A 23,447-nucleotide genomic window follows, 5' to 3' on the forward strand; every position below is an offset into this window, starting at 1 on the left:
CCGCCGACGATCAGGACACGCTTCCCAGCCAGAAAACCCACAAGTTGCTGCTCCTGTTGCAGGTTATTCGGCGCTTGCCGGAGCCAGGAAGGCGGCTTCCAGCAATTGCCGTGTGTAAGGGTGTTGCGGGGCGTCGAAGATGGGGCGCGCGTCACCCTGTTCCACCACTTGGCCGTGCTTGATCACCATCAACTGGTGGCTCAGGGCCTTGACCACCGCCAGGTCGTGGCTGATGAACAGGTAGGTCAGGTTGTACTTGCGTTGCAGGTTGCGCAGCAGTTCCACCACCTGGCGCTGCACGGTGCGGTCCAGGGCCGAGGTCGGCTCGTCCAGCAGGATCAGTCGCGGCTTGAGCACCAGGGCCCGGGCGATGGCGATGCGCTGGCGTTGCCCGCCGGAAAACTCGTGGGGGTAGCGGTGCCGGGTGTCCGGGTCCAGGCCGACTTCCTTGAGCGCTTCGATGATCGCCTGTTCCTGCTCCTGTTCACTGCCGATCTTGTGGATGCGCAAGCCTTCGCCAACGATCTGGCTGACGCTCATGCGCGGGCTGAGGCTGCCGAAGGGGTCCTGGAACACCACCTGCATTTCTCGCCGCAGCGGCCGTACCTGTTGCTGGGACAGGGCGTCCAGCTGCTGGCCCTCGAAGCGAATGCCGCCCTGGCTGGCGATCAGGCGCAGGATCGCCAGGCCCAGGGTCGACTTGCCCGAGCCGCTCTCGCCGACGATGCCCAGGGTCTGGCCCTGGGCCAGGCTGAAGTGGATGCCGTCCACCGCCTTGACGTGATCCACGGTGCTGCGCAGCAGGCCTTTCTTGATCGGGAACCAGACCTTGAGATTGTCCACTTCCAGCAACGGCGGACCGACTTCATTGCTCGCTGGCAGGCCGCTGGGCTCCGCGGCCAGCAGTTCCCGGGTGTAGGGGTGCTGCGGCGCGCGGAACAGCTCCTCGCAGGACGCCTGTTCGACGATGCGCCCCTGCTGCATGACGCAGACCCGGTGGGCAATGCGTCGCACCAGGTTCAGGTCGTGGCTGATCAGCAGCAAGGCCATGCCCAGGCGCGCCTGCAGTTCCTTGAGCAGTTCGAGGATCTTCAACTGCACGGTGACGTCCAGCGCCGTGGTCGGCTCGTCGGCGATCAGCAGCTCCGGCTCGTTGGCCAGGGCCATGGCGATCATCACCCGTTGCCGCTGGCCGCCGGACAGTTCGTGGGGCAGGGCCTTGAGGCGCTTGTGCGGCTCGGGAATGCCCACCAGTTCCAGCAGCTCCAAGGTGCGCCTGCTGGCGACCTTGCCGGTCAGGCCCTTGTGGATGCCCAGCACCTCGTTGATCTGCTTCTCGATGCTGTGCAGCGGGTTCAGCGAGGTCATGGGCTCCTGGAAGATCATCGCGATGCGGTTGCCACGGATGTGGCGGATGGTCTTTTCCTTGAGAGTCAGCAGGTCGTGCCCGGAGTACTGGATGCTGCCGGACGGGTGCTGGGCCAGGGGGTAAGGCAAGAGGCGCAGGATCGAGTGGGCGGTCACCGATTTGCCGGAGCCGCTTTCCCCGACCAGGGCCAGGGTTTCGCCGCGCTTGATGTCGAAGCTGATGCCTTCCACCACGCGCTGGCACTGGTCGCCGGCGACGAATTCCACCGCCAGGTCGCGGACTTCGATCAGAGTGTCCTGGGTCATGTCATTTCCTCGGGTCGAAGGCATCGCGGGCGGATTCACCGATAAACACCAGCAGGCTGAGCATGATCGCCAGCACCGCAAAGGCACTGATGCCCAGCCACGGCGCCTGCAGGTTGGACTTGCCCTGGGCCACCAGCTCGCCGAGGGACGGTGCCCCCGGCGGCAGGCCGAAGCCGAGGAAGTCCAGGGCGGTGAGGGTGCCGATGGCGCCGGTGAGGATAAAGGGCATGAAGGTCATGGTGGACACCATGGCGTTGGGCAGGATGTGGCGGAACATGATGGCGCCGTTCTGCATGCCCAGGGCCCGGGCCGCGCGCACGTATTCCAGGTTGCGTCCGCGCAGGAACTCGGCGCGTACCACGTCCACCAGGCTCATCCAGGAGAACAGCAGCATGATCCCCAGCAGCCACCAGAAGTTCGGCTGCACGAAACTGGCGAGGATGATCAGCAGGTAGAGCACCGGCAGCCCGGACCAGATTTCCAGGAAACGCTGCCCGGCCAGGTCCACCCAGCCGCCGTAGAAGCCCTGCAGGGCGCCGGCGATGACCCCGATGATCGAGCTGAGGATGGTCAGGGTCAGGGCGAACAGCACCGAGATGCGAAACCCGTAGATCACCCGGGCCAGCACATCGCGGCCCTGGTCGTCGGTGCCCAGCAGGTTGTCCGCCGAGGGCGGCGCCGGGGCTGGCACCCGCAGGTCATAGTTGATGCTCTGGTAGCTGAAGGGGATCGGCGCCCACAGCACCCAGGCGTCTTTCTGTGCCAGCAGCTCGCGGATGTACGGGCTCTTGTAGTTGGCTTCCAGGGGGAACTCGCCGCCGAAGGTGGTTTCCGGGTAGCGCTTGAGGGCCGGGAAGTACCAGCCGCCTTCGTAGTGCACCACCAGCGGCTTGTCGTTGGCGATCAGCTCGGCGCCCAGGCTGAGGATGAACAGCACCAGGAACAGCCACAGCGACCACCAGCCGCGCTTGTTGGCCTTGAAGCGCTCGAAGCGCCGGCGATTGAGGGGGGACAGGTTCATCTCAATGCTCCCGGCTGTCGAAGTCGATGCGTGGGTCGACTAGGGTGTAGGTCAAGTCGCCGATCAGTTTCACCACCAGCCCCAGCAGGGTGAAGATGAACAGGGTGCCGAACACCACCGGGTAGTCGCGGTTGATCGCCGCCTCGAAGCTCATCAGACCCAGGCCGTCGAGGGAGAAGATCACTTCCACCAGCAGGGAGCCGGTGAAGAAGATGCCGATGAAGGCCGAGGGGAAGCCGGCGATCACCAGCAGCATGGCGTTGCGGAACACGTGGCCGTAGAGCACCCGGCGCTGGGTCAGGCCCTTGGCCTTGGCGGTGACCACGTACTGCTTGTTGATCTCGTCGAGGAAGCTGTTCTTGGTCAGCAGGGTCATGGTGGCGAAGTGGCCGATCACCAGGGCGGTGACCGGCAGCGCCAGGTGCCAGAAGTAGTCGAGGATCTTGCGTCCCCAGCTCAGCTGGTCGAAGTCGTTGGAGGTCAGGCCGCGCAGCGGGAACCAGTTGAAATAGCTGCCGCCGGCGAACACCACGATCAGCAGGATGGCGAACAGGAAGGCCGGGATCGCGTAGCCGACGATGATCGCCGAGCTGGTCCAGACATCGAAGTGGCTGCCGTGGCGGGTGGCCTTGGCGATCCCCAGGGGGATCGACACCAGGTACATGATCAGCGTGCTCCAGAGCCCGAGGGAGATGGACACCGGCATCTTTTCCTTGATCAGGTCCACCACCTTGGCGTCGCGGAAGAAGCTGTTGCCGAAATCCAGGGTGGCGTAGTTCTTGATCATGATCCACAGGCGTTCCGGCGCCGATTTGTCGAAGCCGTACATGTGCTCGATTTCCTTGATCAGCGCCGGGTCCAGGCCCTGGGCGCCGCGGTAGCTGGAGCCTGCCACCGAGACTTCGGCACCGCCGCCGGCGATGCGGCTGGTGGCGCTGTCGAAGCCTTCGAGCTTGGCGATCATCTGCTCCACCGGGCCACCCGGGGCGGCCTGGATGATCACGAAGTTGATCAGCAGGATGCCCAGCAGGGTGGGGATGATCAGCAGCAGTCGGCGAAAGATGTAGGCCAGCATGTCATTGCTCCCTGTCGGCCGCGGCCGCCTGGTCCGGGGCCGGTTCCACGGCGGGCTTGGCATCGGGCTTGATCCACCAGGTGTTGATGCCGATGTCGTACTTGGGCGCGACTTTCGGGTGGCCGATGTGATTCCAGTAGGCCACGCGCCAGGTCTTGATGTGCCAGTTGGGGATCACGTAGTAGCCCCATTGCAGGACCCGGTCCAGGGCCCGGGCGTGGGCCACCAGGCTGGCGCGCGAGTCGGCGTTGATCAGGCTTTCCACCAGGCTGTCGATGGCCGGGTCCTTGAGGCCGATGTAGTTGCGGCTGCCGGGCTTGTCGGCGCTGGAGGACATCCAGAACTCGCGCTGCTCGTTGCCTGGGGAGTTGGACTGGGGAAAGCTGCCGACGATCATGTCGAAGTCACGCGAGCGCACCCGGGTGATGTACTGGGATACGTCGACCCGGCGGATCACCAGGTCGATGCCCAGGTCGGCCAGGTTGCGCTTGAACGGCAGCAACACCCGTTCGAACTCGGTCTGGGCCAGGAGGAACTCGATCACCAGCGGCTTGCCCTGGGGGTCGACCATCTTGTCGTCGACGATGCGCCAGCCGGCTTCCTGCAACAGTTGGTAGGCCTGGCGCTGCTGGGCGCGGATCATGCCGCTGCCGTCGCACACCGAAGGCGAGAAGGCCTGGTCGAACACCTGGGGCGGGATTTTGCCCCGTAGCGGTTCGAGGATCGCCAGTTCCTCGGGGCCCGGCAGGCCGGTGGCGGCCATTTCCGAGTTCTCGAAGTAACTGCGGGTGCGGGTGTAGGCCCCGTTGAACAGCTGCTTGTTGCTCCATTCGAAATCCAGCAGCAGGCTCAGGGCGTGACGCACCCGCACGTCCTGGAACATTGGCCGACGGGTATTGAAGACAAAGCCCTGCATGCCGGTGGGGTTGCCGTTGGCGATCTGTTCCTTGATCAGCCGTCCCTGGGCCACGGCCGGGGTGTTGTAGGCGTTGGCCCAGTTCTTTGCGCTGATCTCCAGCCAGTAGTCGAACTGGCCGGCCTTGAGCGCTTCCAGGGCCACGGTGTTGTCGCGGTAGTAATCGCTGGTGATCACGTCGAAATTGTAGAAACCGCGGTTCACCGGCAGGTCGCGGCCCCAGTAGTCCTTGACCCGCTCGTAGCGGATCGAGCGCCCGGCCTTGACCGCGCTCACCCGGTAGGGGCCGCTGCCCAGGGGCACTTCCAGGTTGCTCTTGGCGAAGTCGCGGTGTTCCCACCAGTGCTTGGGCAGCACCGTCAGCTGGCCGAGGATCAGCGGCAACTCGCGGTTGTTGCTGTGCTTGAACTTGAACAGCACCCGCAGCGGGTCTTCGGCGATCACCTGGTCGACGTCGGCGTAGTAGCCGCGGTACAGCGGCGAGCCAGCGCTCATCAGGGTCTGGAAGCTGAACACCACGTCCTCGGCGCGAATCGGCTGGCCGTCATTGAAGCGGGCTTCGGGCCGCAGGTAGAAGCGCACCCAGCTGTTGTCCGGGGCTTTCTCGATCTTGCCCGCCACCAGCCCGTATTCGGTGAAGGGCTCGTCCAGGCTCTGGGTCATCAGGGTGTCGTAGATCAGGCCGATGTTCTGCTCGGGCACGCCCTTGCTGATGAAGGGGTTGAGGCTGTCGAAACTGCCGAAGCCGGCCATGCGAAAGGTGCCGCCCTTGGGCGCCTGGGGGTCGACGAAGTCGAAGTGCTGGAAGCTCGCCGGGTATTTCGGCGCTTCGTTGTACAGGGTCAGGGCGTGTTGCGGCGCAGCCTGGGCATAGCAGGCGATGACGCCGAACAACAGGCCGCCGGTGCGCAGGAGCAGGGCTCGCAGAGGCATCATTGGGGAGTCTCCAGGGACTTCAGCCACCAGGCGTTCAAGCCCAGGTTGTAGGGCGGCGTGGCGACGAAGGCGAACCGGTTGCGGTAGGCCAGTCGGTGATAGTTGAGGTACCAGTTGGGAATCATGTAGTGCTGCCACAGCAGCACCCGGTCCAGGGCGCGGCCGGCGGCCAGTTGTTCGTCGCGGCTCTGGGCGGCCAGCAGTTGCTCCAGCAGGTGATCGACCACCGGGTTGTTGATGCCTGCATAGTTCTTGCTGCCCTTGACCGAAACCTGGCTGGAGTGGAAGTACTGCCATTGCTCCAGGCCCGGGCTCAGGGTCTGGTTGAGGGTCATGAGGATCATGTCGTAGTCGAACTGGTCCAGGCGCTGCTTGTATTGCGCCCGGTCCACGGTGCGCAGGCGCGCCTCGATGCCGATGCTCGCCAGGTTCTCCACGTAGGGCTGGAGAATCCGTTCCAGGTTGGGATTGACCAGCATCAGTTCAAAACGCAGTGGCTGCCCGGTGCCGTTCTGCAGGCGCTGGCCGTTGAGCTTCCAGCCGGCTTCGGCCAGCAGCCCCAGGGCGCGGCGCAGGGTCTGGCGGGGGATGCCGCGGCCCTCGGTGCGGGGCAGGCTGAAAGCCTGGGTGAACAGGCTGGCCGGCAGTTGCTCGCGGTAAGGCGACAGCAGCAGCCACTCCTGTCCCACCGGCAGGCCCGTGGCGGAGAATTGGCTGTTGGGGTAGTAGCTCAGGGCGCGCTGGTAGGCACCGCTGAACAGGGTGCGGTTGGTCCATTCGAAGTCGAACATCAGGCCCAGGGCTTCTCGCACTCGCACGTCGGCGAACAGGTTGCGCCGGGTGTTCATGAACAGGCCCTGGGTCTGGGTGGGGATCTGGTGTGCCACCTGGGCCTTGATCACCTCGCCGCGATTGACCGCGGGAAAGTTGTAGCCGTTGGCCCAGTTCTTGGCCTGGTGCTCGATGTAGATGTCGAATTCGCCGGCCTTGAAGGCTTCGAAGGCCACGTCGCTGTCGCGGTAGAACTCCACCTCGACCCGGTCGAAGTTGTTGAAGCCGCGGTTGACCGGCAAGTCCTTGCCCCAGTAGTCCTGGACCCGTTCGAACACCAGTTGGCGTCCAGGCTGGACCTGGGTGATGCGATAGGGGCCGCTGCCCAGGGGCGGGGTGAAGGTGGTGGCCTTGAAATCGCGGTCCTTCCAGTAGTGCTGGGGCAGCACCGGCAGCTCGCCCAGGCGCAGGATCAGCAGAGGATTGCCGGCGCGCTTGAACACGAAGCGGATGCGCTGCGGGCCGAGGATGTCCACCCGTTGCACTTCCTGCAGGTTGGTGCGGTATTGCGGGTGGCCTTCCTTGAGCAGCAGGCGGTAGGAAAAAGCCACGTCATAGGCGGTGATCGGCTGACCATCGTGAAAGCGCGCTTCAGGGCGCAGATTGAACACCACCCAGCTGCGGTCCTCGCTGTATTCCACCGAGCGGGCGATCAGCCCGTAGCTGGAGGTGGGTTCGTCACCGGAGGGTGCATACAGGCCCGTGCCCACCATCAGCGGTTCGTTGAGTTCGTTGACCCCGTATTGCAGGAAGTTCGGCGTGGCGACCGGGCTGGTGCCCTTGAAGGTGTAGGGGTTGAGGGTGTCGAAGGTGCCAAAGGCCATGACCCGTAGGGTGCCGCCTTTGGGCGCAGCGGGATTTACCCAGTCGAAGTGGGTGAATCTGGCCGGGTACTTGAGCGTGCCAAACTGCGCATAACCATGACTTTCGGTGATCGTCGCGCTTGCGGGAAAGCTCAAGGCCAGACTGAAGAAGAGCAGGAGGAGGGGACGCATCGAGTCAGAGATCCGTACCAGGCGGCTTGGGCTTAATGCTCCGTACAGTAACAGCTTGTATCAGCAGGAAAAAGTACGCTGGTGCAAGCGTTGTGCAATTGAAATCTCCTGTAGCAGCCGGCCTGCCGGCGAAGGCTGTTCGCCGGCTCCTACAGGGGGATATTTCAGTGCGGCAGGTAGACCGTGAGCGTCTGGCCGGGCTTGAGGGCCTGGGCCGCGCGGGGGTTCCAGCGCTTGAGGTGCTGCATCTCGACGTTGAAGCGCTTGGCCACCATGTACAGCGAGTCGCCTTGCTTGACCTTGTACTGGGTCGACTTCTTCTTGCCGTTGCTGGCAAGGCTGGTTTTCTTGCCGGCCACCTTGCGGGTGTCCTGCATCACCAGGGTCTGGCCGACCTTGAGGTTCTTGCCGCTGAGTTTGTTCCAGCGTTGCAGATCCTGGACCTCGACCTTGTTGGCCTTGGCGATCAGCGCCAGGTTGTCACCACTCTTGACCCGGTAGATGCGCTTGGGACGCAGCGAATCACGCCCTTCATCGCCGTCGAAGACCGGTTTGAGGGAGCGCTTGCTGATCAGCTCTTCGGGTTTCATGGTGGACAGGCTGGTGGTCAGCAGCTGGGCCTTGGACGTGGGCACCAGCAGGTGCTGCGGGCCGTCGATGGTGGTGCGCTGCTTGAACGCCGGGTTGAGCTGGAACAGCTCGTCCTCGTCGATGTTGGCTACTGCCGCGACCTTGGACAGGTCCATGCGCTGGTTGATTTCCACGACCTGGAAGTAGGGTTCGTTGGCGATCGGGTTGAGGTTCACGCCGTAGGCCTGAGGGGCCAGCACCACCTGGGACAGGGCCAGGAGCTTGGGCACGTAGGCTTGGGTCTCGGCCGGCAGCGGCAGGTTCCAGTAGTCGGTGGGCAGGCCGAGCTTGTCATTGCGCTCGATGGCCCGGCTCACGGTGCCTTCGCCGGCGTTGTAGGCGGCCAGGGCCAGCAGCCAGTCGCCGTTGAACATGTCGTGCAGGCGGGTCAGGTAGTCCAGGGCCGCGGTGGTGGAAGCGGTGATGTCACGGCGGCCATCGTAGAAGCGGGTCTGGCGCAGGTTGAAGTAGCGCCCGGTGGCCGGAACGAATTGCCACAGGCCCACGGCATCGGCCCGGGAGTAGGCCAGCGGGTTGTAGGCGCTTTCGATGACCGGCAGCAGCGCCAGTTCCAGCGGCATGTTGCGCTCTTCGAGACGCTCGACGATGTAGTGGATATAGAGGCTGCCGCGCTCGCCGGCGTTTTCCAGGAAGGAAGGGTTGCTGGCGAACCACAGGCGCTGTTGTTCAATACGTGGGTTGACGCCCAGGCCTTCCTGCAACTGGAACCCCTGGCGCATGCGTTCCCAGACATCCTGGGGAACTTGCGGGCTTGGCTGGTTGCTCAGCCAGATGGGCTTCTGCTTGATGCGGGCGTTGAAATTCTGGGTGTGTGTCGCGTCGCTCTGCGGGGCATGGCCGGTGCTTTGGCAGCCCGCAAGAGTCGCTGACACAGCTACCGCGATGGCCTGGGCCAAGCGCGTCAATGCGTCTGAACTGATGGAATAACGAATAGATGACGACATTGGCTGGAAGTAAGTTCCGGGCAAAAATGTCGGGCGATTCTAGAAAGCACCCGGGGTGCGGTCAACCATTCAGAATTTTTGTACCAATAGATAGCTTGCTTAGAATTTATCTTTCCAAGCCCTCAGGGCCGCAAAGACCGCACTCTGCGACGGGTTATCCAGGCCGGTCCGTTCGTCCGCTTTTTGTTTAACGGATGTTTCACCGACCCGCAAAAAGGGATTGGTCAGTTTCTCCAGGGCCAGGGTTGATGGCAGGGTCATGCGTCCTTGCTCGCGCATCTGCGTGACCTTCTCCAGGCGCTGGGCGATCTCCGGGTTGGCCGGCTCCACCGCCTGGGCGAAGCGCAGGTTGCTCAGGGTGTATTCGTGGGTGCAGTAGACCAGGGTGTCGTCCGGCAGCGCGGCGAGGCGGCTGAGGGAATCGTGCATCTGTTCCGGGGTGCCTTCGAACAGGCGTCCGCAACCGGCGGCGAACAAGGTGTCGCCGCAGAACAGCAGGCCGTGATGGTAGTAGGCGATATGTCCCAGGGTGTGACCGGGCACGGCCAGCACCTCGAACTCCAGGCCGAGGACGCTGATGCGCTGAGCATCGTCCAGGGCTACATCGCGACCGGGGATATTTTCCCGCGCCGGGCCGTGCACGGTGGCGCCGCTGTGCTGCTTCAGGCGCTCGACACCGCCGACGTGGTCGTGGTGGTGATGGGTCACCAGAATGTCGCTCAGAACCCAGTCCGGGTGCTGTTCCAGCCAGGCCAGAACCGGCGCCGCATCGCCCGGATCGACGACCGCGCAGCGCTGGCTGCGATGATCTTGTAACAACCAGATGTAGTTGTCGGTGAAGGCGGGCAGGGCACTGATCTGTATCATCTTCGGATTCGCCAAGCGGAAAACAATGGCGCATCTTAGAGCTTCTTGGCGTGTTGGAGAATGCAATGACCGATAAAGCCTTCGCTCAGGCAGATCCCGACTGGCTGGCCCTGATCAGTGCGGCCCGGGACTGGCTGTCCGGTCCCCTGGGGCAATTTTTGCTGGACGAAGAGCGGCGCATGCTCGAAGAGGAACTGGGGCGCTTCTTTGGCGGTTACCTGGTGCATTACGGGCCTTCGGCGCAAAACCCTCCGGTGGCGCCGCAGGTGCAGCGCAACGTGCGCCTGGGGGCGCCGTTGCCCGGGGTGGAAATCGTCTGCGAGGAACAGGCCTGGCCCCTGAGCGAACATGCCGCCGACGTGGTGGTGCTGCAGCACGGCCTGGATTTCTGCCTGTCGCCCCATGGCCTGCTGCGCGAGGCCGCCAGCAGCGTGCGCCCCGGCGGCCATCTGCTGATTGTCGGCATCAACCCCTGGAGCACCTGGGGCCTGCGCCATGTGTTCGCCCACGACGCCTTGCGCCAGGCCCGTTGCATCTCGCCCTCGCGGGTTGGCGACTGGCTCAACCTGCTGGGCTTTGCGCTGGAGAAACGCCGCTTCGGGTGCTATCGTCCGCCGCTTGCCTCGCAGGCATGGCAGGCGCGACTGGCGGGCTGGGAGCGCAAGGCCGGGCAGTGGCAACTGGCCGGCGGCGGTTTTTACCTGCTGGTGGCGCGCAAGATCGCGGTCGGCCTGCGCCCGGTGCGCCAGGTGCGACGCGAACCCATGGGCAAGCTGGTGCCGCTGCCCATGGCCAAGGTCAATCGCCGTAACAGCGAACCCTGACGACCTGCAGCAACCTTCTTTTTATATGGACCGGCCGAGTGACCTCGGCCCAGGGCGCTGTCGACCGTGATCGGCAGGCCATTGGCAATTTTCTGATGGAAGGCGTGGATGAGCGATAGCGTAGAAATCTTTACCGACGGTGCCTGCAAGGGCAATCCCGGCCCCGGTGGCTGGGGCGCGTTGCTGGTGTTCAAGGGCGTCGAGAAGGAACTCTGGGGAGGCGAAGCCAACACCACCAACAATCGCATGGAGCTGATGGCGGCGATTCGCGGCCTGGAAGAACTCAAGCGCGAGTGCGAGGTGCTGCTGGTCACCGACTCGCAGTACGTGATGAAGGGCATCAACGAGTGGATGGCCAACTGGAAGAAGCGCGGCTGGAAGACCGCGGCCAAGGAGCCGGTGAAGAACGCCGACCTGTGGCAGCAGTTGGACGAGCAGGTCAACCGGCACAAGGTCACCTGGAAGTGGGTGCGCGGCCACACCGGCCACCACGGCAACGAGCGGGCCGACCAGTTGGCCAACCGTGGCGTGGATGAGGTTCGCGGCTACAAGGGCTGAGGGCGTTACAGGGTGAGAATCGCCGCCGCCAGCTGTTCGTCGCTGTAGGGCGGGTTGTGCAGGGTCTGGCGAATGTGCTGCAACGCTGATTCCAGTCGCGCCCCGCGAATCGCGCCGGCGCTGGCGACGAAGGCCGCGGCGTCGCTGCGGGCTTCCAGGACAATCTTGTCATCCTTGAACGAGCTGCTGATATCGGCCGTGCCTTGGCTGCTGCTCAGCACTCCGCTCATGCTCAGGTCGGTGCTGATCACCAGGCTGGTGGCATGGCTGGAACTGCTGAGCATTGCGATGAACAGGGCGATGAACAGCAGGCTTGGCAGACAGCGCCGGAGAGTCTTCATGACTGCGGGTTTTCCTGGAAAAGATCGGCGGCACCCTAGCAGCCGGGCCTTGGGCTAACCTCATCAGCTTTGCGAATAACTGTTAAAAAGTGCGCGGCAGCGGCCTGTTCCCTGCGGCGCGCTGTCCCTGGGCCGGGCATGCTAAAATCCCGCCCTTTGCCAGATTGAGAACGGACCACTGATGGCCAACAGATCTGTTGTACTCGATACCGAAACCACCGGTATGCCGGTGACCGACGGCCACCGGATCATTGAAATCGGCTGCGTCGAGTTGATCGGTCGGCGCCTGACCGGGCGGCACTTCCACGTTTACCTGCAGCCGGATCGCGAGAGCGATGAGGGCGCCATCGGCGTCCACGGCATCACCAACGAGTTCCTGGTGGGCAAGCCGCGCTTTGCCGAAGTCGCTGACGAGTTCTTCGACTTTATCCAGGGCGCTCAACTGATCATCCATAACGCGGCGTTCGACGTTGGCTTCATCAACAACGAATTCGCCCTGATGGGGCGCCACGACCGCGCGGACATCACCCAGCACTGCAGCATCCTCGACACCCTGTTGATGGCCCGTGAGCGTCACCCGGGCCAGCGCAACAGCCTCGATGCCCTGTGCAAGCGCTATGGCGTCGACAACTCCGGCCGTGAACTGCACGGCGCCTTGCTCGACTCGGAGATCCTCGCCGACGTCTACCTGACCATGACCGGTGGCCAGACCAGCCTGTCCCTGGCGGGCAACGCTTCGGACGGCAACGGCTCCGGCGAAGGCTCGGGCAACCGCGCCACGGAAATCCGCCGTCTGCCGGCCGATCGTCCACGGGGACGGATCATCCAGGCCAGCGAAGCCGAATTGGCCGAGCACCAGGCGCGTCTGGACATCATCGCCAAGTCTGCCGGCGGCCCGGCACTCTGGACCCAGTTGCTCGAAGCCCAGCAGTAAGTCGCCTGCCAGCGCCGGATCAGCTGGCGAACGGCCTGCACGGGCGCAGCGATCCCTGGGGCGAGCGCGGTCAGGCCGGCGCTCGCCCGACAAGGTCCCGCCGACCTTCGCGCCGCCTCGCAGGCTCGGCAGCCGCTGCCGGCCAAGGTCGCGGCGGATGGGCAGGGTAATTGTTTCAGTGCGACCTTTTGTTACATCGAGCCCGGGCTCGGGGTGACAGGCAGCGCCAGGAGCTTCTACCCTGAGTCCATTGGCGGGGCACCCCCGCCGCCTCAGGATGCCCGGCCCCATGTACAAAGACCTGCAGTTTCCGATCCTGATCGTGCACCGCGATATCAAGGCCGATACGGTGGCCGGGGACCGGGTGCGGGGCATCGCCCGGGAGTTGGAGAAGGACGGCTTCAGTATCTTCTCGGCGGTGAACTACGCCGAAGGGCGCCTGGTGGCCGCGACCCACCACGGCCTGGCCTGCATGTTGATCGCCGCCGAGGGCGCCGGGGAAAACACCCATCTGCTGCAAAACATGGTGGAGCTGATCCGCCTGGCCCGGGTGCGGGCGCCCCTGTTGCCGATCTTCGCCCTGGGCGAGCAGATGACCCTGGAGAACGCCCCGGCCGATGCCATGAGCGAGCTCAACCAGTTGCGGGGCATTCTTTACCTGTTCGAGGACACCGTGCCCTTTCTGGCTCGGCAGGTGGCCCGGGCCGCGCGCAATTACCTGGACGGGCTGCTGCCGCCGTTCTTCAAGGCCCTGGTGCAGCACACCGCCGACTCCAACTACTCCTGGCATACCCCGGGGCACGGCGGTGGCGTGGCTTATCGCAAGAGCCCGGTGGGGCAGGCGTTCCACCAGTTCTTCGGTGAGAACACCTTGCGTTCCGACCTGTCGGTATCGGTGCCGGAACTGGGCTCGCTGCTGGATCACACCGGGCCCCTGGCGGAGGCCGAGGCGCGAGCGGCACGCAACTTCGGCGCCGATCACACCTTTTTCGTGATCAACGGCACGTCCACCGCCAACAAGATCGTCTGGCACTCCATGGTCGGTCGCGACGATCTGGTGCTGGTGGATCGCAACTGCCACAAGTCGGTGTTGCACTCGATCATCATGACCGGGGCCATTCCCCTGTACCTGTGCCCGGAGCGCAACGAGCTGGGAATTATCGGCCCGATTCCCCTGAGCGAGTTCAGCCCCGAGTCGATCCAGGCCAAGATCGACGCCAGTCTGCTGACCCGTGGCCGCCCACCCAGGGTCAAGCTGGCGGTGGTCACCAACTCCACCTACGACGGCCTGTGCTACAACGCCGAACTGATCAAGCAGAGCCTGGGCAACAGCGTCGAGGTGCTGCACTTCGACGAGGCCTGGTACGCCTACGCGGCCTTCCACGAGTTCTTTTCCGGGCGCTATGGCATGGGCACCTCGCGCAGCGCCGACAGCCCGCTGGTGTTTACCACCCATTCCACCCACAAGCTGCTGGCGGCCTTCAGCCAGGCGTCGATGATCCATGTCCAGGACGGCGGCGCCCGGCAGCTGGACCGGGACCGGTTCAACGAAGCGTTCATGATGCATATCTCCACGTCGCCGCAATACAGCATCATCGCCTCGCTGGATGTGGCCTCGGCGATGATGGAAGGGCCGGCGGGGCGCTCGCTGCTGCAGGAAATGTTCGATGAGGCCCTGAGTTTCCGCCGGGCCCTGGCCAACCTGCGCCAGCACATCGCCGCCGATGACTGGTGGTTCTCGATCTGGCAGCCGGAGCGCGTCGAAGGCATCGATCAGGTGCGCACCGTTGACTGGCTGCTGGAGCCCGAAGGAGAGTGGCACGGCTTCGCCGGCGTCACCGACGACTACGTGCTGCTGGACCCGATCAAGGTGACCCTGGTGATGCCCGGGCTGACAGCCGGCGGGGCCCTGAGCGAGCACGGGATTCCGGCGGCGGTGGTCAGCAAGTTTCTCTGGGAGCGCGGGCTGGTGGTGGAAAAGACCGGGCTCTATTCGTTCCTGGTGCTGTTCTCCATGGGCATCACCAAGGGCAAGTGGAGCACGCTGCTCACCGAGCTGCTGGAGTTCAAGCGCAACTACGATGCCAATGTCAGCCTCGCCAGTTGCCTGCCCAGCGTCGCCAGCCAGGACCCGCAGCGCTATCAGGGCATGGGTTTGCAGGACCTGTGCGACCAGTTGCATGCATGTTACCGCAGCAACGCCACCGCCAAGCACCTCAAGCGCATGTACACGGTGCTGCCGGAGGTGGCGATGAAACCCGCCGATGCCTACGACCAACTGGTGCGGGGCGAGGTCGAGGCAGTCTCCATCGATCAATTGCAAGGGCGTATCGCCGCGGTGATGCTGGTGCCCTATCCGCCGGGCATCCCGTTGATCATGCCCGGCGAGCGCTTCACCGAGTCGACCCGCTCGATCATCGATTACCTGGCTTTCGCCCGGGCCTTCGACAGCAGCTTCCCGGGCTTTGTCGCCGATGTGCACGGCCTGCAGCATGAGGATCTGGGCGACGGGCGCCACTACACCGTCGATTGCATCAAGGCATGAGGAGTTTTCCCGCTATGCAGCCTGTTGTGAACCCCGTGCACCCGGGGCTGGCGATTCGTGTGGCCGACCAGGGGTTCGCCGCCTATGTCTGGGGCAGTGATTTCAGCTTCGAGGTCAACGCCTACGCCGAGCCCGCGCCAGGACTGGCTGTGGCGGACTGGCCGCTGCGCAAGGTCGTGCCGTATCGCAAGTGCTATGGCATCGATCCCGAGGAATTTGGCAGCTACCGCAATGCCGCGGACAGCGAGATCTTCATGGCCTATCTCGACGACCAGCCCGTGGGGCATGTGGTGGTCAGCACCAACTGGAACGGCTATGGGCATGTCGACGAGCTGGCCGTGCATGCACCGGCCCGACGCCATGGCGTGGCCCGGGCGCTGCTGGAGGTGGCGCAGTTCTGGAGTCGCAAGAAGCAGTTGCCGGGGGTGATGCTGGAAACCCAGAACAACAACCTGGGAGCCTGTCGCTTGTACGAGCGTTGCGGCTATGTGCTGGGCGGGGTGGATCACATGCGTTATCGCGGCATCGATCCGCAGACCCGCGAAGTGGCGATCTTCTGGTATCACCTGTTTGCCGATCAACCCCAGGTCCGCCAGCCTTAGCTCGCCAGCAGCGCCTCGGCCTGTTGCGTCAGCAGTTCCAGCAGGGCATTGAGCAGGGGCGAGACTTCGCTGCCCTGGCGGCGCAGGGCATACAGGGTGACGCCGATCGGCGGCGACAGCGGGCAGGCATCGAGCCCGGCACCGCGGGCGCCGACGGCGGTGAAGGGGTCGACAATGGCCAGCCCTTCGCCGGCTTCCACCAGGCTGCGCATCATCTGATAGGTCTGCACCCGGGTCTGGATCACCGGACTTGGCCGCAGATTCTGCAATTTGCTGGCGAGCATCACGCTCAGCGGGTCCTGGCCTTCCAGGCCGAGCATGGCCTGGCCGGCCAGATCCTGCAGGGCGACGTATTTCTGCCGGGGCTGCAGCCAGCCATGGGGGGCCAGCAGGAACAGCTTGCCCTGGGCCAGGGCCTGGCTGTGGATGTCCGGGTGTTCGGGGTCATGCAGGCTCAGGCCCAGGTCGCAATCGCGCAGCAGCAGGCGCTCGACCATGTCCCGGGTGCCGTAACTGAGGAGGCTGCAAGGGGTATCGGGAAAGCGCCGGCGCAGGGCGGCGATGCACTGGGGCAGCAGTTGCTGGACCAGCGGCGCGGTGCCGATGATGCGCAGCGGCGGTGCCTGGTGAAAGCGCAAGCTGTCGGCCAGGCGTTGCAGCGGCTCGAAGGCGTCATAGACCCGAGTGATCGCCGGTTGCAGCTCACGGGCTTCGCGGGTGGCCTGCAAGCGTCCGCGCACGCTGGCGAACAGCATGAACCCCAAGTGGCTTTCGGCATCGCGCAGCAAGGCCTCGACCTCGGCCACCGAGAGCTGCAGCAGCTCGGCGGCGGTGCCCAGGTGGGCGGTTTGCAGGAGGGCCTGAATCACTTCGATATGACGTAGACGCATGCTTGAAGTCCATCTCCAGCCGTTGGGCGGTCAAGCATCGAATCCTACCCCAACTGCGGGTCCGGAATCTGTAGCCGCCCCCCTTGGCCGGACCGGACCGCCGGAGCCGGGTGCGTCTATTCGGTGACGTAGGTTTCTGGCTCACGAACGATGGTTACATCCGATTGCACCAGCAGGAACTGATTGTCGTCGAGCTTGCGCACCCGGTCGCCAATTGCCAGGCGGTAGGTGGTGACGGGTTCCGAGCCGGTCGTACCGTCCTGCGCGGGCATGGATTCCTGGAACTCGTGCACTGAATACACCCGTCCTTCGGCATCTCTTGCATGGAATTGTCCGACAAGTACTGCAGCCATCTTTAGAGCCTCTGGAGATAAAACACGCAAATTTCGCTGCTGTAGACCCGATGGGCGCCGGGGAAGTTTTGCCGCCTGGAAAAAATAATCCACGGTCGCCCCCGGCGGTGGGGTACGGCAGGATTTATCTGCGCAAATGGCGCTCGCGGGGTAGCGGGCACCCCCCGGGCTCATCTATAACTAGCACCTTCTTCACGCCAAGGGTTGGAAACTCCAATGAGCAATGTCTACAAGGTTGCAGTGCTGGTCGGCAGTCTGAGAGCGCAGTCCCTGAACCGTAAGGTCGCCCTGGCTCTGGCCGAGCTGGCTCCGGCGAACCTGCAGTTGGGCATCGTCGAGATCGGCGATCTGCCGCTCTATAACGAAGACATCGATGGGACGCCGCCGGCGACCTACACCCGCTTTCGCGAGCAGATCGCGGCCGCCGATGCGCTGTTGTTCGTCACCCCGGAATACAACCGTTCGGTGCCGGCGGCTCTGAAAAACGCCATCGACGTTGGCTCGCGGCCCTATGGCAAGAGTGCCTGGGGCGGCAAGCCGGGCGCGGTGATCAGCGTGTCCCCGGGGGCCATCGGCGGCTTCGGTGCCAACCACCACCTGCGCCAGTCCCTGGTGTTCCTCAATGTGCCGTGCATGCAGCAGCCCGAAGCCTACCTGGGCGGCGCGGGTTCGGCGTTCGATGATACGGGCAAGCTGTCGGAGGCCACCCGGCCGTTCCTGCAGAGTTTCATCAACGCCTACGGCCAATGGGTCGAGCAACAGAAGAAAGCCTGAACACCTTCCTCCCTTCACATTCCCCTGCTGTTGCAGGAGCCGGCTTGCCGGCGAGCAGGTTCCTGAGCCTCATGGAGGCCTCGGGGGCAGCTTCGCCGGCAAGCCGCTTCCTATGCTGGTCAGCTTTTTTATTCAAGATTCCTTAATCATGTTGATTGCAGTATCGATCTTCCTGCTGACCATCACCCTGGTGATCTGGCAGCCCAAAGGCCTCGGCGTCGGCTGGAGCGCGGTGTTTGGCGCGCTCCTGGCGCTGCTGTGTGGCGTGGTGCAACTGGCCGACATCCCGGTGGTGTGGCAAATCATCTGGAACGCCACCGGCACCTTCGTCGCGCTGATCATCATCAGCCTGCTGCTGGACGAGGCCGGGTTCTTCGCCTGGGCCGCCTTGCACGTGGCGCGCTGGGGGCGCGGCAGGGGGCGACGCTTGTTCGCCTTCATGGTGTTGCTCGGCGCCCTGGTGTCGGCGCTGTTCGCCAACGACGGCGCGGCGCTGATCCTCACCCCCATCGTCATTTCCATGCTGCTGGCCTTGCGCTTTTCTGCCGCTACCACCCTGGCATTCGTCATGGGGGCGGGCTTCATCGCCGACACCGCGAGCCTGCCGCTGGTGGTGTCGAACCTGGTGAATATCGTCTCGGCGGACTTTTTCAAGATCGGCTTCAACCGCTATGCGGCCGTGATGCTGCCGGTCAACCTGGTGAGCGTTGCCGCGACCCTGGCGGTGCTGCTGTGGTTTTTCCGCCGGGACATCCCCGAGCAGTACGACCCACGGCAGTTGGCCGATCCGGCCAGTGCCATTCATGACCGGGCGACTTTCATGGCCGGCTGGTGGGTATTGCTGATTCTGCTGCTGGGCTGTTTTGCCCTGGAGCCGCTGGGGATTCCCATCAGCGCCATTTCCGCGGTCTGCGCCACCTTGCTGTTGGTGATCGCGGCGCGTGGGCACAAGATCTCCACCCGCAAGGTGCTCAAGGAAGCGCCCTGGCAGATCGTGATTTTTTCCCTGGGCATGTACCTGGTGGTATACGGCTTGCGCAATGCCGGGCTGACCGGGCACTTGGCCGCCTGGCTCGATGCCTTTGCCGGCGGCGGAATCTGGGGCGCGGCCCTGGGCACCGGCTTGCTGACCGCCGGGTTGTCGTCGGTGATGAACAACCTGCCGACGGTGCTGATCGGTGCCTTGTCCATCGATGCCAGCCAAGCCACCGGGGTGGTCAAGGAGGCGATGATCTACGCCAACGTCATCGGCAGCGACCTGGGGCCGAAGATCACCCCCATCGGCAGCCTGGCGACCCTGCTCTGGCTGCATGTGCTGGAGCGCAAGGGCATTCATATTGGCTGGGGGTATTACTTCCGGGTCGGCGTCGTGCTCACCGTGCCGGTGCTGCTGGTGACCCTGGTGGCCCTGGCGTTGCGGCTTTCCCTGGTGTAGCGAAACCTCAGGGCGGGAGCCGGCTGCCGGCCAAAAGGCCCGCAAGCCCTGCGTCGCTCGTTGGGACGCTTTCGCTGGCGAGCCAGCTCCTACGAGGGGTTGCACGATTATCCGCTGTAGGAGCCGGCTTGCCGGCGAAGAGGCCCGCGAGTCCCGTGCCGCTCGTGGGGACGCTTTCGCTGGCAAGCCAGCTCCTACGAGAGGGTTGCACGATCATCCGCTGTAGGAGCCGGCTTGCCGGCGAAGAGGTTTGCGAGCCCTGCGTCGTTCGTGGGGACGCTTTCGCTGGCAAGCCAGCTCCTACGAGGGGTTGCACGATTATCCGCTGTAGGAGCCGGCTTGCCGGCGAAGAGGTTTGCGAGTCCTGTGTCGTTCGTGGGGGACGCTTTCGCTGGCAAGCCAGCTCCTACGCAGGTTGGTCTTTGGGGGGCTGGGGGACGGGGAGGTTGGGCCACAGATCGGCCACCAGGAACAGGCGTTCGGCCTCTTCCCAGTCACCTTCCGGGGTTTCTTGCAGGCGGACCAGCAATTGCGCCGGGGCGTGGGGGGCGAGGGCGTCCAGCCATTGCGCCAGTTCCCCGGCTGTCCAGGCCTGTTCGGCCGGATAGTGAGCCGGGGCCAGCCAGGCGTGGCGGGGCAGGGGCTGCCAGCGCCCCGGGGCGCCCTGGGCCAGGTAGGCCGACCAGTCCCGTTGATGCAGCCAGCGCCCCCGCAGGTGCTGGGGATGGGCGCCTTCGGGCGGTTCGGCGTGGCCCGGCCAGGGATAGAGCAGGTAGCCGCCCAGCCACAGGTGGGCGCGAAACTGCTGGATATCCAGCGCCGCCAGGGCCTCGCGGCTTTCATCACGGGCGGAAATCGGCAGTTGGTGGGCGTCCAGGTGCGCCAGCTTGCGGTCCAGGCGATCGTGGCATCCGGGCCCCAGCCATTGCGCACTATCACTGCCGTTGCCCCGTTGCGGGCCCAGGTAGAGCTTGATCGCCAGTTCCAGGTGATGCACGCCTTCGCGGTCGCGCAGCAGCATGTCAAGTTCGCCCAGGGTCTGGCCGTCACGGCGGATCGGCAGGTTGGCCGCCAGCAGTTCGACGCCGGGGGCGTGCTGTACGGCAAACTGCCAGAGGCGTTCGTAGTACAGGCCCAGGCGCCGTGTCTGGCTGCGGTTGAGCCAGTGGCGCAGTGCGCTGGGGTCCAGGTCCAGGCGCTGCAGCCAGTGCGCCAGCAATTGCGGCGCCTGCACCCAGTCGCTGCCGGACAGGGGGTGGCGCTGCGGCCAGGGCGTGTGGCTGAGCATCGGCGGCGCGAGGATGACCCAGGCGAGGTCGCGGACTTCAGGTTGACGCAACTGGCGTGGAAGGCTGAGCAGATCCGGGAACAGGAGCATGCTGCGAGCATAGACGCAAACCCTGGCGCTTCGCGATAAATGCGTGCCGCTCGGCGCTCGTGCTGCGGTTCCTAAGCCCGCGTGGCTGAAAGGATTTTGTCTAACGCCGGGTTTCGCCCATAATCCTCCGTTTCGCCCGTACCCGAACCTCGCAGGAGCCCCATGGAGCAATTTCGCAATATCGGCATTATCGGTCGCCTGGGCAGCTCCCAGGTGCTGGACACAGTTCGCCGACTGAAGAAGTTTCTGCTGGCGCGCCACCTGCACGTGATCCTTGAAGACACCATCGCCGAAGTGCTGCCGGGCCACGGCCTGCAAACCTCCTCGCGCAAGCTCCTGGGCGAGGTCTGCGACATGGTCATCGTGGTTGGCGGCGACGGCAGCCTGCTGGGCGCCGCCCGGGCGCTGGCGCGGCACAATATCCCGGTGCTGGGGATCAACCGCGGCAGCCTGGGTTTTCTCACCGACATCCGCCCCGATGAGCTGGAGATCAAGGTCGCCGAAGTGCTGGACGGCCATTACCTGGTGGAAAACCGCTTCCTGCTGCAGGCCGAGGTCCGCCGTCACGCCGAGGCCATCGGCCAGGGCGACGCGCTGAACGACGTGGTGCTGCACCCGGGCAAGTCGACGCGGATGATCGAGTTCGAGATCTACATCGACGGCCAGTTCGTCTGCAGCCAGAAGGCCGACGGCCTGATCGTCGCCACGCCCACCGGTTCCACGGCCTATGCGCTGTCCGCTGGCGGGCCGATTATGCATCCCAAGCTGGATGCCATTGTGATCGTGCCGATGTACCCCCATACCTTGTCTGGAAGACCGATTGTGGTCGATGGCAACAGTGAGCTGAAAATCGTCGTGTCCAAAGATATGCAGATCTATCCGCAAGTCTCCTGTGACGGGCAGAACCATTTCACCTGCGCGCCGGGCGACACCATCACGGTCAGCAAGAAAGCGCAGAAACTGCGCCTGATCCACCCGCTGGACCACAATTACTACGAGGTCTGCCGGACCAAGCTTGGCTGGGGCAGCCGACTGGGCGGTGGAGGCGACTGATGCTCGATCCCGCGCGTAGCTACGACCTGATCGGTGACGTGCACGGTTGCGCCCTGACCCTGGAGCACTTGCTGGATCGGCTCGGGTATCACAAGCAGGGCGGCGTCTGGCGGCATCCGTCGCGCATGGCGGTGTTCCTCGGTGACATCATCGACCGCGGCCCGCGAATCCGTGAGTCCCTGCATATCGTCCACGACATGGTCGAGGCCGGTCAGGCGCTGTGCATCATGGGCAACCATGAGTTCAACGCCCTGGGCTGGAGCACCCCGGCGGCGGCAGGCAGTGGCAAGCAGTTCGTGCGTGAACACACGCCGCGCCATGCCCGGCTGATCCACGAAACCCTGACCCAGTTCGAGCACCACCCGGGCGACTGGCACGACTTCCTCCAGTGGTTCTATGAACTGCCGCTGTTCGTCGACGCCGGGCGTTTTCGCGTGGTGCACGCCTGCTGGGATGCCGGCCTGATCGCCCCGCTGCGCCAGCAATACCCCAACGGCTGCATCGACCGCGAGTTCCTCCAGGCCTCGGCGCTGCCTGACAGTTTTGCCAGCACCGCCTTCGATCGCCTGCTGCGCGGCACCGACATGCGCCTGCCCCATGGCCTGACCATGACCAGCGGTGACGGCCTGACCCGCTCGTTCTTCCGTACCAAGTTCTGGGAAGACAACCCGCAGACCTACGGTGACATCGTCTTTCAGCCCGATGCCTTGCCCGATCCGGTGGCGCGCACGCCGTTGTCCCCGGCCGAAAAAAACAGCCTGCTGCGCTACGGCGCCGAGGAACCGATGCTGTTCGTCGGCCACTACTGGCGCAGCGGCAAGCCGGCGCCAATCCGCCCCAACCTGGCGTGCCTGGATTACAGCGCCGTGCTCTACGGCAAGCTTGCCGCCTATCGCCTGGACCAGGAAACCCGCCTGGATCCGAATAAGTTTGTCTGGGTCGACGTTGAGCGACCGGAGGTGGTGCGATGAGTGCGGTAGCGGTTTTGCGTCTGCCACTGGCCACCGACCTGAGTGGTTTCGTCAAGTTGCTGCAGCGCATGCAGGTGCCCCACCGGGTCAGTGAAGAGGCCGGTGAGCAGGTGCTCTGGGTGCCGGAATCCATCAGTGAGGATGTGCGAGGCCTGTACCAGCGCTTTCCCCTGGGCGATCCCGAACAGCAACTGGATATCCCACAGGCGGCCGCGCCGGCACGGGTGGGCCTGGTGCAGCAGTTGCGCCGCAGCCCGGTCACCGCGCTGATCCTGCTGCTGAGCCTGGCGGTGAGCGGCATCACCTTGCTCGGTGACAACCTGCAGACCCTTGGTTGGTTCACCTTCCTCGAGTTTCGCGTGGTGGGCGACTACATCCAGTTCAGCTCCCTGGCCGACAGCCTGGCGGCGGGGCAGTGGTGGCGCCTGGTGACGCCGATGCTGATTCACTTCGGCATCCTGCACATCGCCATGAACGGCATGTGGTACTGGGAGCTGGGGCGGCGCATCGAACTGCGCCAGGGCAGTATCAACCTGCTGGGCCTGACCCTGTTGTTCAGCCTGGTGTCCAACTACGCCCAATACTATTTCAGCGGCCCAACCCTGTTCGGTGGCCTGTCCGGGGTGCTCTACGGCCTGCTCGGGCATTGCTGGATCTATCAATTACTGTCCCCCAACCCCATCTACCGCCTGCCCCGGGGCGTGCTGGTGATGATGCTGGTGTGGCTGCTGCTGTGCCTGTCCGGGCTGGTGTCGATGATCGGCTTCGGCGAAATCGCCAACGCCGCCCATGTCGGCGGGCTGCTCATCGGTTGCCTCACCGGCTTGTTGGGTGGCCTCTACAGCCGCCAGAAACTGGCCCTTTAAATGCTGGAGTCGC

Annotated in this window: 21 protein-coding genes; 10 read left to right on the top strand and 11 right to left on the bottom strand. The window is 64.5% G+C overall.

All coding sequences use genetic code 11. From position 1 onward, the window contains the following. Nucleotides 1-63 precede the first annotated feature (63 nt). The 7 genes from BLV47_RS13840 to gloB form a co-directional block, all read right to left on the bottom strand. Nucleotides 64-1,674: an ABC transporter ATP-binding protein gene (locus BLV47_RS13840; protein WP_092314415.1), complete on the bottom strand. Its 1,611-nt coding sequence runs from the start codon at nt 1,672-1,674 to the stop codon at nt 64-66. Between the two features lies 1 nt (nt 1,675). Continuing rightward, on the bottom strand, nt 1,676-2,695 hold the full coding sequence (locus tag BLV47_RS13845; RefSeq protein ID WP_092314417.1) for an ABC transporter permease: 1,020 nt from the start codon (nt 2,693-2,695) through the stop codon (nt 1,676-1,678). Between the two features lies 1 nt (nt 2,696). Beyond that, on the bottom strand, nt 2,697-3,770 hold the full coding sequence (locus BLV47_RS13850) for a microcin C ABC transporter permease YejB (RefSeq protein WP_092314419.1): 1,074 nt from the start codon (nt 3,768-3,770) through the stop codon (nt 2,697-2,699). Between the two features lies 1 nt (nt 3,771). Next, nucleotides 3,772-5,622: an extracellular solute-binding protein gene (locus tag BLV47_RS13855; protein WP_092314421.1), complete on the bottom strand. Its 1,851-nt coding sequence runs from the start codon at nt 5,620-5,622 to the stop codon at nt 3,772-3,774. After that, nucleotides 5,619-7,448 (bottom strand): extracellular solute-binding protein, encoded by a 1,830-nt coding sequence (locus BLV47_RS13860; RefSeq protein ID WP_092314423.1) that lies wholly within the window; start codon nt 7,446-7,448, stop codon nt 5,619-5,621. The genes BLV47_RS13855 and BLV47_RS13860 overlap by 4 nt, the downstream gene beginning before the upstream one ends. 164 nt (nt 7,449-7,612) lie before the next feature. Further along, nucleotides 7,613-9,043, bottom strand: coding sequence for a LysM peptidoglycan-binding domain-containing protein (locus tag BLV47_RS13865; protein WP_092314425.1), 1,431 nt, complete (start codon nt 9,041-9,043; stop codon nt 7,613-7,615). Nucleotides 9,044-9,142: 99 nt separating this feature from the next. Beyond that, on the bottom strand, nt 9,143-9,910 hold the full coding sequence (gloB, locus tag BLV47_RS13870; RefSeq protein WP_092314427.1) for a hydroxyacylglutathione hydrolase: 768 nt from the start codon (nt 9,908-9,910) through the stop codon (nt 9,143-9,145). A gap of 65 nt (nt 9,911-9,975) precedes the next feature. On the opposite strand from gloB, the gene BLV47_RS13875 reads away from it, so the two are divergent. Both BLV47_RS13875 and rnhA read left to right on the top strand, forming a co-directional pair. Then, nucleotides 9,976-10,734 carry a methyltransferase domain-containing protein gene (locus BLV47_RS13875; protein WP_060839060.1) on the top strand — a complete coding sequence of 253 codons (759 nt, stop codon included), beginning with the start codon at nt 9,976-9,978 and terminating at the stop codon, nt 10,732-10,734. Nucleotides 10,735-10,842: 108 nt separating this feature from the next. Beyond that, nucleotides 10,843-11,292 (top strand): ribonuclease HI, encoded by a 450-nt coding sequence (gene rnhA, locus BLV47_RS13880; protein WP_092314429.1) that lies wholly within the window; start codon nt 10,843-10,845, stop codon nt 11,290-11,292. A 5-nt stretch (nt 11,293-11,297) separates the two neighbouring features. On the opposite strand, the gene BLV47_RS13885 is transcribed toward rnhA, so the two are convergent. Beyond that, nucleotides 11,298-11,633 carry a DUF2388 domain-containing protein gene (locus BLV47_RS13885; protein ID WP_092314431.1) on the bottom strand — a complete coding sequence of 112 codons (336 nt, stop codon included), beginning with the start codon at nt 11,631-11,633 and terminating at the stop codon, nt 11,298-11,300. A gap of 181 nt (nt 11,634-11,814) precedes the next feature. On the opposite strand from BLV47_RS13885, the gene dnaQ reads away from it, so the two are divergent. From dnaQ to BLV47_RS13900, 3 genes are all read left to right on the top strand, one after another. Further along, complete coding sequence (gene dnaQ / locus BLV47_RS13890) at nt 11,815-12,567, top strand: DNA polymerase III subunit epsilon (protein WP_092314433.1); 753 nt, start codon at nt 11,815-11,817, stop codon at nt 12,565-12,567. A gap of 289 nt (nt 12,568-12,856) precedes the next feature. Next, nucleotides 12,857-15,112, top strand: coding sequence for an Orn/Lys/Arg family decarboxylase (locus tag BLV47_RS13895; RefSeq protein ID WP_092314435.1), 2,256 nt, complete (start codon nt 12,857-12,859; stop codon nt 15,110-15,112). A 14-nt stretch (nt 15,113-15,126) separates the two neighbouring features. Beyond that, nucleotides 15,127-15,714, top strand: a complete 588-nt coding sequence (locus tag BLV47_RS13900) for a GNAT family N-acetyltransferase (RefSeq protein WP_092314437.1) — start codon at nt 15,127-15,129, stop codon at nt 15,712-15,714. Here the strand turns inward: BLV47_RS13900 and BLV47_RS13905 are convergent. Further along, the gene (locus BLV47_RS13905; RefSeq protein ID WP_092314439.1) at nt 15,711-16,604 is read right to left on the bottom strand and encodes a LysR substrate-binding domain-containing protein; all 894 of its coding nucleotides are present in this window, start codon (nt 16,602-16,604) and stop codon (nt 15,711-15,713) included. The genes BLV47_RS13900 and BLV47_RS13905 overlap by 4 nt on opposite strands. A 116-nt stretch (nt 16,605-16,720) precedes the next feature. Continuing rightward, entirely contained in the window at nt 16,721-16,957 is a 237-nt protein-coding gene (locus BLV47_RS13910; RefSeq protein WP_060839066.1) for a hypothetical protein, read from the bottom strand. Between the two features lie 216 nt (nt 16,958-17,173). Here BLV47_RS13910 and BLV47_RS13915 point away from each other — a divergent pair, with 216 nt between their 5' ends. Further along, nucleotides 17,174-17,731: an NADPH-dependent FMN reductase gene (locus BLV47_RS13915; RefSeq protein WP_092314441.1), complete on the top strand. Its 558-nt coding sequence runs from the start codon at nt 17,174-17,176 to the stop codon at nt 17,729-17,731. Nucleotides 17,732-17,879: 148 nt separating this feature from the next. Then, nucleotides 17,880-19,166, top strand: coding sequence for an arsenic transporter (locus BLV47_RS13920; protein ID WP_092317224.1), 1,287 nt, complete (start codon nt 17,880-17,882; stop codon nt 19,164-19,166). Nucleotides 19,167-19,572: 406 nt separating this feature from the next. On the opposite strand, the gene BLV47_RS13925 is transcribed toward BLV47_RS13920, so the two are convergent. Continuing rightward, nucleotides 19,573-20,544, bottom strand: a complete 972-nt coding sequence (locus tag BLV47_RS13925; protein WP_208605266.1) for a DUF1853 family protein — start codon at nt 20,542-20,544, stop codon at nt 19,573-19,575. A gap of 162 nt (nt 20,545-20,706) precedes the next feature. On the opposite strand from BLV47_RS13925, the gene BLV47_RS13930 reads away from it, so the two are divergent. The 3 genes from BLV47_RS13930 to BLV47_RS13940 are packed head-to-tail and all read left to right on the top strand — an operon-like array spanning nt 20,707 to nt 23,434. Next, nucleotides 20,707-21,597: an NAD(+) kinase gene (locus BLV47_RS13930; RefSeq protein ID WP_092314445.1), complete on the top strand. Its 891-nt coding sequence runs from the start codon at nt 20,707-20,709 to the stop codon at nt 21,595-21,597. Next, nucleotides 21,594-22,568, top strand: coding sequence for a metallophosphoesterase (locus BLV47_RS13935; RefSeq protein WP_208605298.1), 975 nt, complete (start codon nt 21,594-21,596; stop codon nt 22,566-22,568). The genes BLV47_RS13930 and BLV47_RS13935 overlap by 4 nt, the downstream gene beginning before the upstream one ends. Continuing rightward, complete coding sequence (locus BLV47_RS13940; protein WP_092314449.1) at nt 22,565-23,434, top strand: rhomboid family intramembrane serine protease; 870 nt, start codon at nt 22,565-22,567, stop codon at nt 23,432-23,434. The genes BLV47_RS13935 and BLV47_RS13940 overlap by 4 nt, the downstream gene beginning before the upstream one ends. Nucleotides 23,435-23,447 lie beyond the last annotated feature (13 nt).

It is taken from the genome of Pseudomonas saponiphila (genome assembly GCF_900105185.1).
Classification (GTDB): domain Bacteria; phylum Pseudomonadota; class Gammaproteobacteria; order Pseudomonadales; family Pseudomonadaceae; genus Aquipseudomonas; species Aquipseudomonas saponiphila.

Excerpts from the sequence above, each read along its gene's own strand:
- BLV47_RS13860 (WP_092314423.1), bottom strand. The coding sequence starts at position 7,448 with ATGCGTCCCCTCCTCCTGCTCTTCTTCAGTCTGGCCTTGAGCTTTCCC.
- BLV47_RS13865 (WP_092314425.1), bottom strand. The coding sequence starts at position 9,043 with ATGTCGTCATCTATTCGTTATTCCATCAGTTCAGACGCATTGACGCGC.
- BLV47_RS13920 (WP_092317224.1), top strand. The coding sequence starts at position 17,880 with ATGTTGATTGCAGTATCGATCTTCCTGCTGACCATCACCCTGGTGATC.
- BLV47_RS13925 (WP_208605266.1), bottom strand. The coding sequence starts at position 20,544 with ATGCTCCTGTTCCCGGATCTGCTCAGCCTTCCACGCCAGTTGCGTCAA.
- BLV47_RS13900 (WP_092314437.1), top strand. The coding sequence starts at position 15,127 with ATGCAGCCTGTTGTGAACCCCGTGCACCCGGGGCTGGCGATTCGTGTG.
- BLV47_RS13885 (WP_092314431.1), bottom strand. The coding sequence starts at position 11,633 with ATGAAGACTCTCCGGCGCTGTCTGCCAAGCCTGCTGTTCATCGCCCTG.
- BLV47_RS13875 (WP_060839060.1), top strand. The coding sequence starts at position 9,976 with ATGACCGATAAAGCCTTCGCTCAGGCAGATCCCGACTGGCTGGCCCTG.
- BLV47_RS13855 (WP_092314421.1), bottom strand. The coding sequence starts at position 5,622 with ATGATGCCTCTGCGAGCCCTGCTCCTGCGCACCGGCGGCCTGTTGTTC.
- gloB (WP_092314427.1), bottom strand. The coding sequence starts at position 9,910 with ATGATACAGATCAGTGCCCTGCCCGCCTTCACCGACAACTACATCTGG.
- BLV47_RS13930 (WP_092314445.1), top strand. The coding sequence starts at position 20,707 with ATGGAGCAATTTCGCAATATCGGCATTATCGGTCGCCTGGGCAGCTCC.
- BLV47_RS13840 (WP_092314415.1), bottom strand. The coding sequence starts at position 1,674 with ATGACCCAGGACACTCTGATCGAAGTCCGCGACCTGGCGGTGGAATTC.
- BLV47_RS13845 (WP_092314417.1), bottom strand. The coding sequence starts at position 2,695 with ATGAACCTGTCCCCCCTCAATCGCCGGCGCTTCGAGCGCTTCAAGGCC.
- BLV47_RS13850 (WP_092314419.1), bottom strand. The coding sequence starts at position 3,770 with ATGCTGGCCTACATCTTTCGCCGACTGCTGCTGATCATCCCCACCCTG.
- rnhA (WP_092314429.1), top strand. The coding sequence starts at position 10,843 with ATGAGCGATAGCGTAGAAATCTTTACCGACGGTGCCTGCAAGGGCAAT.
- BLV47_RS13905 (WP_092314439.1), bottom strand. The coding sequence starts at position 16,604 with ATGCGTCTACGTCATATCGAAGTGATTCAGGCCCTCCTGCAAACCGCC.
- BLV47_RS13910 (WP_060839066.1), bottom strand. The coding sequence starts at position 16,957 with ATGGCTGCAGTACTTGTCGGACAATTCCATGCAAGAGATGCCGAAGGA.
- BLV47_RS13940 (WP_092314449.1), top strand. The coding sequence starts at position 22,565 with ATGAGTGCGGTAGCGGTTTTGCGTCTGCCACTGGCCACCGACCTGAGT.
- BLV47_RS13895 (WP_092314435.1), top strand. The coding sequence starts at position 12,857 with ATGTACAAAGACCTGCAGTTTCCGATCCTGATCGTGCACCGCGATATC.
- dnaQ (WP_092314433.1), top strand. The coding sequence starts at position 11,815 with ATGGCCAACAGATCTGTTGTACTCGATACCGAAACCACCGGTATGCCG.
- BLV47_RS13915 (WP_092314441.1), top strand. The coding sequence starts at position 17,174 with ATGAGCAATGTCTACAAGGTTGCAGTGCTGGTCGGCAGTCTGAGAGCG.